General features: G+C 36.8%; 7 protein-coding genes. 2 read left to right on the forward strand and 5 right to left on the reverse strand.

The genetic code is table 11. The features are described from left to right. Nucleotides 1-30 precede the first annotated feature (30 nt). Nucleotides 31-225 (reverse strand): hypothetical protein, encoded by a 195-nt coding sequence (locus V7164_RS13115; protein WP_335344755.1) that lies wholly within the window; start codon nucleotides 223-225, stop codon nucleotides 31-33. A gap of 238 nt (nucleotides 226-463) precedes the next feature. On the opposite strand from V7164_RS13115, the gene V7164_RS13120 reads away from it, so the two are divergent. Beyond that, nucleotides 464-1,084: a YktB family protein gene (locus V7164_RS13120; RefSeq protein WP_335354283.1), complete on the forward strand. Its 621-nt coding sequence runs from the start codon at nucleotides 464-466 to the stop codon at nucleotides 1,082-1,084. 73 nt (nucleotides 1,085-1,157) lie between these two features. Here the strand turns inward: V7164_RS13120 and V7164_RS13125 are convergent, their stop codons facing one another. Both V7164_RS13125 and V7164_RS13130 read right to left on the reverse strand, forming a co-directional pair. Next, a complete protein-coding gene (locus tag V7164_RS13125) occupies nucleotides 1,158-1,433 on the reverse strand; it encodes a UPF0223 family protein (RefSeq protein WP_335344753.1) in 276 nt (91 codons plus the stop codon). Nucleotides 1,434-1,470: 37 nt separating this feature from the next. Continuing rightward, a complete protein-coding gene (locus V7164_RS13130; protein ID WP_335344752.1) occupies nucleotides 1,471-2,430 on the reverse strand; it encodes an NAD(P)H-dependent flavin oxidoreductase in 960 nt (319 codons plus the stop codon). A 225-nt stretch (nucleotides 2,431-2,655) separates the two neighbouring features. On the opposite strand from V7164_RS13130, the gene V7164_RS13135 reads away from it, so the two are divergent. Continuing rightward, entirely contained in the window at nucleotides 2,656-4,125 is a 1,470-nt protein-coding gene (locus V7164_RS13135) for an aminotransferase class I/II-fold pyridoxal phosphate-dependent enzyme (RefSeq protein WP_335344751.1), read from the forward strand. Nucleotides 4,126-4,194: 69 nt separating this feature from the next. On the opposite strand, the gene V7164_RS13140 is transcribed toward V7164_RS13135, so the two are convergent. Further along, a complete protein-coding gene (locus V7164_RS13140) occupies nucleotides 4,195-4,323 on the reverse strand; it encodes a GapA-binding peptide SR1P (protein WP_335344750.1) in 129 nt (42 codons plus the stop codon). Nucleotides 4,324-4,467: 144 nt separating this feature from the next. Beyond that, entirely contained in the window at nucleotides 4,468-4,767 is a 300-nt protein-coding gene (locus V7164_RS13145; protein WP_335354284.1) for a DUF3055 domain-containing protein, read from the reverse strand. Nucleotides 4,768-4,801: the final 34 nt, after the last annotated feature.

Raw genomic sequence — 4,801 nt, forward strand, 5'->3', positions numbered from 1 at the left:
CCCTTTACCTCTTTCATTCAGACACTTTAGTTAAAGTGCTTTAAGGCGTAAAAGTTCTTGTCTGATTTTTTCAAGTTTTTGTTTACTTTTCAATTGTAAATCTTCATTCTTATCATTCATTGCATCAAATAATGTTGCTAGTTCGTAATCTAATTCTAATCGAAGGACTGCGGTACGTTCTCTTTCGCCTGCTTTGTTTTTAACTGTGTTCATCAGTTGTTTCATAAAAATCACCCCTTTCTAAAAATCTAGTTTAAATTTTCTGACTATTATTTATTTATAATATGAGGAATTTGAGTCAGTTGCAACAAATATGTGTGAATACCTATATTTACAAAAATGCCTGAAGCATAGCGGTTTTTGTTTATGAACAGGTATGCTACAATATTTCAGAATATATTTTTTTTGATAATGACTAAGTATTTTGGATAATTAATACTGTTTAGTTTTGAGGAGGTTGCAAATGTCATTTTCAGGATTTACGAATAAAGATTTTGATGTTTTTAAGATCGATGGACTAGAGGACCGGATGGAGGCCTTAATTACTCATATACGACCAAAACTTGATGAATTAGGACAATATTTTGCTCCAATGCTTGCCATTCAGACTGGAGATGAAATGTATCCACATGTAGCCAAACATGCACGCCGGACAGTAAACCCTCCTAAGGACACCTGGGTTGCCTATGCAAGTAATCCTCGGGGTTATAAAATGCTGCCTCATTTTCAAATAGGACTTTGGGAAACACATGTTTTCATCTGGTTTGCTCTTATATATGAAGCTCCTAATAAAGAAGACTTCGGAAAAAAATTAGAAAAGAATTTAAATAAAATTTATAAACAAACTCCTAAACACTTTGTTTGGTCTGCAGATCACACTAAACCGATGGGACAGCTGCATGGAGAACTGACTAAAGAAGACTTAAAAGACATGTTTATTCGGTTACAAAAAGTAAAAAAAACGGAGATTTTATGCGGCTTACATATTCCAAGAAAAGAAGCAATAGAAATGGATCCTCATGCTTTTCTTGAAAATGCAGAATCTGTTTTTAAAACATTAATACCTTTGTATAAAATGTTTTAAACAAAAGAGAGAGAAAATAGGCAGTGGCCCCTATGGCTTTTTTAGGCGGCCACATGCCATTATTCACATTTTTTTATTTCTTAATTCTAACCTCTTTTCCTGCTTCTGACTCTTTTACAGCCTTTAATGTATGATATGCTGAAAAGCCGCTTACCTCTTCAAACTCATTGCAAATATTTCGTTCCTGGGCTTTACCTGGAACGATTTCTTTAAATCTTCTATACGCATCTAAATATTTTTCACGGTTTACACCTTTCCCATAGATCTCCTCAACTAACTGAAAGTAATGAATAACATCAATTATTTCATCTGTTGACCAATCTGGGTCAATTGGGTATTGGTATTCCATTTCTGTCACCTCTTTTGCCTAAAACATTATTTATGTATTACATTGTCCATTTTTTGCGAATACTCTCTCCATCTGAGATCATTCGACTAAATAGTTCTTGTACAGTTGGAACATCATTAATTAGTCCCATTACTTGCCCTGCCCAAGCAAATCCTTCTTCCTCTATCCCTTCGTGAATATATTTTTTATTAGCCTTCCCGCTAATCAAGTCTTTCAATTGCTCAAAGCCGCCATTTTGCTCCTCAATTGCTAGAATTTTCTCTGTCCATGAATTAGAAATGACTCTGGCCGGAGCCCCTATTGTTTTTTTAATAACAACAGTATCATTTTCACTTCCTTCGACAAGCCTTTTTTTATAGATGTCTGATGCATGAATACACTCCTTAGTCGCAATAAATCTCGTTCCCATTTCAATGCCCTCTGCACCAAGGCTAAGGGCCGCCATAAGCCCCCTGCCATCCCCAATCCCTCCTGAAGCGATTACAGGGATGGAAACTGCATCTACGACTTGAGGGGTTAATACGAACGTTCCAATATCGTCTCGTCCTAAATGACCTCCCCCCTCTTGTCCGACAACCATAACCGCATCTGCACCAAGCTCTTCAGCTTTCACTGCCTGCCTTTTTGCCGCAACGAGAACTAGCTTTTTCACATTTACCCCTTTTAATTGCTCAAAAATGGGAGCTGGGTTTCCACCAGTCATCGAAATAACAGGAACCTCTTCCTCAATCGCCACATCTAAATAGTGTGAAAATGGCCTGCCATGCTGCCCGATGGCAAAATTAACACCAAATGGCTGATTCGTCAATATCTTCACTTTTCGAATTTCTTCTCTTAAAGCATCCGGGCTTTCTAATGACATTGCCGTTACTTGTCCAAGTCCTCCAGCATTCGAAACAGCAGCTGCTAAATCTGAGTAAGCAAGATGGGCAAGCCCTCCCTGTATGATCGGGTATTTAATGTTTAATAATTCTGTTACTCTTGTATTCCAGTTCATAAAAAAACCTCCTTCAAACCCTTATGTATGTTAACTTCTATTTTACTGTTATATTTTCCTGTTAACATCTAAAACTAAAGAAGATAAGATAATTTTCTCCTAAAAAAAATAATACGATTATTACTCATCAAATTTTCTATGCAAAGAAAGGGAATAGTGCTATAATTCAAATGTTTTATGACTTTTTGTGATGCAAAATTATAATTAAAGAGGTGTGGAAATACATTGTCACAATTAGAAACACCGTTATTTAGCGGCTTACTTGCACATGCTAAAAAAAATCCAATTCAATTTCATATACCAGGCCATAAAAAAGGAGCGGGAATTGATCCCGAATTCAGAGAATTCATTGGCCACAACGCACTTTCAATAGACCTTATTAATATCGGTCCTCTTGATGATCTTCATCAGCCTAAGGGTATGATTAAAGAGGCTCAAGATTTAGCTGCAGAAGCTTTTGGTGCAGACAGAACCTTCTTCTCTGTACAAGGAACAAGCGGAGCAATTATGACAATGGTCATGGCCGTTTGCGGACCTGGAGAAAAAATAATTGTTCCAAGAAATGTTCATAAATCAGTCATGTCAGCGATTGTTTTTTCGGGTGCAACCCCGATATTTATTCATCCCGAAATCGATAAAGAACTTGGGATCTCTCACGGAATTACAACCGAATCTGTCTCGAGGGCTCTTGAACAGCACCCTGATGCAAAAGGAGTTCTCGTCATTAACCCAACCTATTTCGGAATTTCGGCTGACTTGAAGAAAATTGTTGAAATTGCTCATTCATATCAAGTCCCCGTTCTTGTAGATGAAGCGCACGGTGTTCACATTCATTTTCATGATGAATTACCGCTATCCGCCATGCAAGCAGGCGCTGATTTAGCAGCAACTAGTGTTCATAAGCTTGGCGGATCGATGACACAAAGCTCGATATTAAATATGCGTGGAAACCTTGTTTCAGCCAAAAGGGTACAGACCATTCTAAGTATGCTTACGACAACATCAACATCCTATTTATTGCTTGCCTCCTTGGATGTTGCTAGGAAACGCCTAGTTAATGAAGGAAAAGAATTAATCGATAAAACAATAGAACTTTCACAGTCTATACGCCGGCGCATAAATGAAATTGAGCATGTCTATTGTGTTGGAGAAGAAATCCTTGAGTCTGATGCTGCACATGGCTATGATCCAACAAAGCTGATTATTTCTGTTAAGGATCTTGGGTTAAATGGGTTTGATGTAGAAAAGTGGCTACGTGAAAAGTACAATATTGAAGTCGAAATGTCTGACCTATATAATATCCTTTGTATTATTACGCCTGGAGATACTGAATATGAGGGGGATATGTTAGTAAAGGCGCTTCAAGAATTATCTGCGGAAAGACACGGATTAACTGAAAAGCTTGATACTCAGGTATTATTGCCTGATATTCCTGTATTGGCCGTTTCTCCTCGCGATGCCTTCTATGCTGAAACTGAACTCGTTCCTTTTGATGAATCAGAAGGAAGAATCATTGCAGAATTTATTATGGTCTATCCTCCTGGTATTCCTATTTTTATTCCGGGAGAAATCATAACGAAAGAAAATCTTACTTATATTAAAACAAACATGGAAGCTGGCCTTCCTGTTCAAGGGCCAGAAGATTATGATTTTAAATATTTGCGAGTGATTAAAGAGTATAAAGCTATCAGATAGAAAAGAAATTCAAAGAAAAACCTTCCCGAAATAAATTGGGAAGGTTTTATTTATAAACGAAATTTATTATTATATTTCTTCTTGATGATGGCTTCCCTCACAGCAGCTGCAATCTGCCTTGGAATATAGAACTGTTACTTTCTCATCTTCGAAATAATCAATTGTAGAATTACACGCTTGGCATACAATTGTACCCATTCTTTCATTCCCCTTTGTAATTAAGATCAATTTGAAAACGCTTAATCATCGTTAATTACATAATAATATAACACAATTGTTTTATCAAGGGTTAATTGTATGTCACATTAAGAAATAAAACAGGCTATTTTCAGCCTGTTCTTCTCATTCATATTGGGTATGGAAAGTAGTCGCTGGTAAGGTGAGCTTAAAAAATTCACATAAGTCTTCTGCTTGGTGGCGATTATCCAATTTAAAGGCGTGTTGCAAATGTTCAGCATCTTCGAGGTCCTTAGGGTCGAGGAGTGTGGAGCGGCCAGTTTGCATACATACAACAAGAGGTTTTCCGAAAAATAAATTTGTAAACACAATCCCAAAATCATAGCGTGTTAGTTCAGTAGTAAAACCAACAAATCGGACCTTCACATTTTCATGCTCATCATAGAGCTTTTCAAATAGATCCATATTACTCCTCCTTTAATTTTAATATTTAGAATAT

Source organism: Bacillus sp. JJ1474, from assembly GCF_036965225.1.
GTDB lineage: Bacteria > Bacillota > Bacilli > Bacillales > Cytobacillaceae > Cytobacillus.

Bases quoted from the DNA above. Each gene is read 5' to 3' on its own strand.
- V7164_RS13115 (WP_335344755.1), bottom strand. From the start codon at position 225: ATGAAACAACTGATGAACACAGTTAAAAACAAAGCAGGCGAAAGAGAA.
- V7164_RS13120 (WP_335354283.1), top strand. From the start codon at position 464: ATGTCATTTTCAGGATTTACGAATAAAGATTTTGATGTTTTTAAGATC.
- V7164_RS13125 (WP_335344753.1), bottom strand. From the start codon at position 1,433: ATGGAATACCAATACCCAATTGACCCAGATTGGTCAACAGATGAAATA.
- V7164_RS13130 (WP_335344752.1), bottom strand. From the start codon at position 2,430: ATGAACTGGAATACAAGAGTAACAGAATTATTAAACATTAAATACCCG.
- V7164_RS13140 (WP_335344750.1), bottom strand. From the start codon at position 4,323: ATGGGTACAATTGTATGCCAAGCGTGTAATTCTACAATTGATTATTTC.
- V7164_RS13145 (WP_335354284.1), bottom strand. From the start codon at position 4,767: ATGGATCTATTTGAAAAGCTCTATGATGAGCATGAAAATGTGAAGGTC.